This window comes from Rhodopseudomonas sp. B29 (assembly GCF_000333455.1).
Taxonomy (GTDB): Bacteria; Pseudomonadota; Alphaproteobacteria; order Rhizobiales; family Xanthobacteraceae; genus Rhodopseudomonas.
In genome coordinates, this window is the sequence record NZ_BADD01000534.1 from 1 (window position 1) to 3379 (window position 3379).

Genomic DNA, 3379 nt, shown 5'->3' on the forward strand with positions numbered 1-3379 from the left:
GTTCGCGCCGGGCTATGGCAGACCCAGGACTATCCGCTCAGCGCCGGCTCGCTGCGCGGCCGCAAGGTCGGTGTCGTCGGCATGGGCCGCATCGGCCAGGCGATCGCCCGCCGGCTCGACGCCTCGCTGGTGCAGGTCGTGTATCACTCGCGCAATCCGGCGGCCGGCGTCGCCTACAAGCACTATCCGAAGCTGATCGAGATGGCCAAGGACGTCGACACACTGGTGGTGATCACGCCGGGCGGCCCGTCGACCGCCAAGATGATCAACGCCGAGGTGCTGGATGCGCTCGGGCCGCGCGGCGTCGTGATCAACGTCGCGCGCGGCTCGGTGATCGACGAGGAGGCGCTGATCGCGGCGCTGCAATCCGGCAAGATCCTCGCCGCCGGCCTCGACGTGTTCGCGAGCGAGCCCAACGTGCCGGACGCGCTCAAGACCATGGCCAACGTCACGCTGCTGCCGCATATCGGCTCGGCCTCGGTGGTCACGCGCAATGCCATGAACCAGCTGGTCGTCGATAATCTCAAGGCGTGGTTCGCCGGCAAGCCGCCGTTGACGCCGATCGCCGAGACGCCGGTGCGGGACCGCTAGAAGGACGCCGTCATGAAGATCGCCGCCGTGGTCCTGTCGTTGCTGCTCGCCGCGCCGGCTGCGGCGCAGGACGCGTCGGCGCTCAAGAAAGACATGGTCGGCCAGTGGGAGCTGGCCACCACCGAGCGCAGCAAGACCTGCGTGGTGACGCTCGAAGCCGACGCGGCCGGACAAGGCGCCGGACAAGGCTTCAAGCTGGCACTCGAGCCCAACTGCGCGACGACGCTGCCCTTCACCAAGGACATCGCGGCCTGGAGCCTGAAGGGCCTCGACATCGTCCGGCTGCAGAAGGCCCAAGGCGAGCCGGTGATCGACTTCACCGAGGTCGAAAGCGGCATCTTCGAGGGCCGCCGCGAGGGCGAAGGCATCTATATTCTGCAGAATCTCGTCGCAGCGCGGTCGCTCGCCAAATCGATGGATCAGATGATCGGCGACTGGGCGATGGTGCTCGGCAGCGGCCGCCAGGTCTGCGGCCTGACGCTGACCAACACCGACGCCGGAGACGACAACTACCAGGTCTTCCTCAAGCCGCGCTGCGATCCTCAGGTCGCCGCCTTCGCCCCGACGATGTGGCGGCTCGACCACGGCAGCATGCTGCTGATCGCCAAATCCGGCGAGACCTGGCGGTTCGACGCCGACGACAATGCCCAATGGCGCCGCGTGCCGGATGCGGCCGATCCGTTGATCATGCTGCGGCAGTGACGATTGCAGATCGGGCGATTTTCCCGCTGCGTTTGTCCTCTCGCAACTGTGATTGACAAGGCTCGCCGCGGTCGACTACGTCGCGCAAGATCAGTCCCGTCGTCGTCACACAGCCGTCATGCCGGTTGAGCTAAGTCGACACACACCGGCGCGACTGTGCCCGTCGATCCATCGCGTTTTCGAGCGAGGCGGCCGCCGCTTGGCGTGACGAAAACGCCTCCAATCAAGAAGCTGGAGCTTCGGTTCTGATTTGGTCGGAACCGGCCAAGCCCTCATGGGTGTGCGCGTGCCGAGCCTGATGCAACAAACACTCCCGATCGGCCGGCGCTTTCTGCCCAACATCTGGGATTGCGCGGCGTTGCTGCTGATCGTCGGCGTGATGGTGCTGATCGTCCACGGCGGCGAACAGATCAGTGTGCCGCTGTCGGCGCTGAACAGCCCGCCGGTGTCGCTCGATCCGGGCAACCTGCCCGAATACGCGCTCCGCACCACGCTGCGCATGCTGACCGCGATGGCATGTTCGCTGGTGTTTACCTTCGTCTACGCGGCGGTGGCGGCCAAGAGCCGCCGCGCCGAGATGGTGCTGATTCCGCTGCTCGACATCCTCCAGTCGGTGCCGATCCTCGGCTTCCTCACCTTCACGGTGGTGTTCTTTCTCAATTTGTTTCCGGGCCGCGTGCTCGGCGCCGAGCTGGCCTGCGTGTTCGCGATCTTCACCAGCCAGGCCTGGAACATGACCTTCAGCATGTACCAGTCGATGCGCAACGTGCCGAAGGATCTCAACGAGGCTAGCCAAAGCTTCCATCTCGGCGGCTGGCAGCGGTTCTGGCGGCTCGACGTGCCGTTCGCGATGCCGGGGCTGATCTGGAACGCCATGATGTCGATGTCCGGCGGCTGGTTTTTCGTCGTCGCCTCGGAAGCCATCACGGTCGGCAACACCACCATCACGCTGCCGGGCATCGGCTCCTATGTGGCGCTCGGCATCCAGCAGCGTAATCTCGCGGCGATCGGCTACGCCATCCTGGCGATGCTGCTGGTGATCATCGCCTATGATCAGCTGCTGTTCCGGCCGATCGTCGCCTGGGCCGACAAATTCCGCTTCGAGCAGACCGCATCGGGCACCGAGCCGACCTCGTGGGTACTCGACCTGTTCCGGCGCACCCGCGTGCTACGTAATCTCTCCGGACCGTTCGGCTCCTTGCTCCGATCGATCTCCAATCTGCGGCTCGGACGGCCCGGCGTCGCGATCTCGCGTAGCACGGCGCGCGAGCCGTCGCGCCTTGCCGACGCGGCATGGCTCGCGGTCGTCGTCGCCGGCTGCTGCTACGCCGGCTTCATCGCGCTGCGCTATCTCTCGGCAACCCTCGGCATCTCCGACCTGTTCTCGGCGGTCGGACAGGGACTGATCACGCTGACACGTGTCGTCGTGCTGATTGCTTTGGCCAGCCTGATCTGGGTGCCGGTCGGCGTGTGGATCGGATTGCGTCCGAAGCTCGCCGAGCGGGTTCAGCCGATCGTGCAGTTTCTCGCGGCGTTTCCGGCCAATCTGGCTTTCCCGGTGTTCGTGGTCGTCATCGTGCGCTACGGCCTCAACGTCGATGTCTTTCTCAGCCCGCTGATGATCCTCGGCACACAGTGGTACATCCTGTTCAACGTCATCGCCGGCGCAAGCGCGTTCCCCAGCGATCTGCGCGAGGTGGCGAGCAGCTTCCATGTCGGCGGCTGGCGCTGGTGGATCAAGGTCGTGCTGCCGGGAATCTTTCCGTACTACATCACGGGCGCGGTGACGGCGTCGGGCGGCTCCTGGAACGCCTCGATCGTCGCCGAGGTGGCGAGCTGGGGCGATACGCAGCTACGCGCCAACGGACTCGGCGCCTATATCGCCAATGCGACATCCGACGGTGACTTCCCGCGCGTCGTGCTCGGCATCGCGGTGATGTGCATACTCGTCACGCTGTTCAACCGGCTGCTGTGGCGGCCGCTCTACGCCTTCGGCGAACGCCGCCTGCGGCTCGGCTGATCTCGAGGAGACTTCCATGCTCGATACGGTGCCTCATAGCGATCTGCTCGACATAAGCGGCGTCAG

3 protein-coding genes are annotated in these 3379 nt (G+C 65.5%); all 3 read left to right on the plus strand.

Annotation, left to right across the window (positions count from 1 at the left end; genetic code table 11):
• Positions 1-591, plus strand: a 591-nt coding sequence (locus I5M_RS18880; RefSeq protein WP_022722822.1) for an NAD(P)-dependent oxidoreductase, incomplete at its 5' end; no start/stop codon positions are given.
• 12 nt (positions 592-603) lie between these two features.
• Positions 604-1293: an AprI/Inh family metalloprotease inhibitor gene (locus I5M_RS18885; RefSeq protein WP_022722823.1), complete on the plus strand. Its 690-nt coding sequence runs from the start codon at positions 604-606 to the stop codon at positions 1291-1293.
• A gap of 298 nt (positions 1294-1591) precedes the next feature.
• On the plus strand, positions 1592-3313 hold the full coding sequence (locus I5M_RS18890) for an ABC transporter permease subunit (protein WP_031337013.1): 1722 nt from the start codon (positions 1592-1594) through the stop codon (positions 3311-3313).
• Positions 3314-3379 lie beyond the last annotated feature (66 nt).

Bases quoted from the DNA above. Each gene is read 5' to 3' on its own strand.
- I5M_RS18885 (WP_022722823.1), top strand. From the start codon at position 604: ATGAAGATCGCCGCCGTGGTCCTGTCGTTGCTGCTCGCCGCGCCGGCT.
- I5M_RS18890 (WP_031337013.1), top strand. From the start codon at position 1,592: ATGCAACAAACACTCCCGATCGGCCGGCGCTTTCTGCCCAACATCTGG.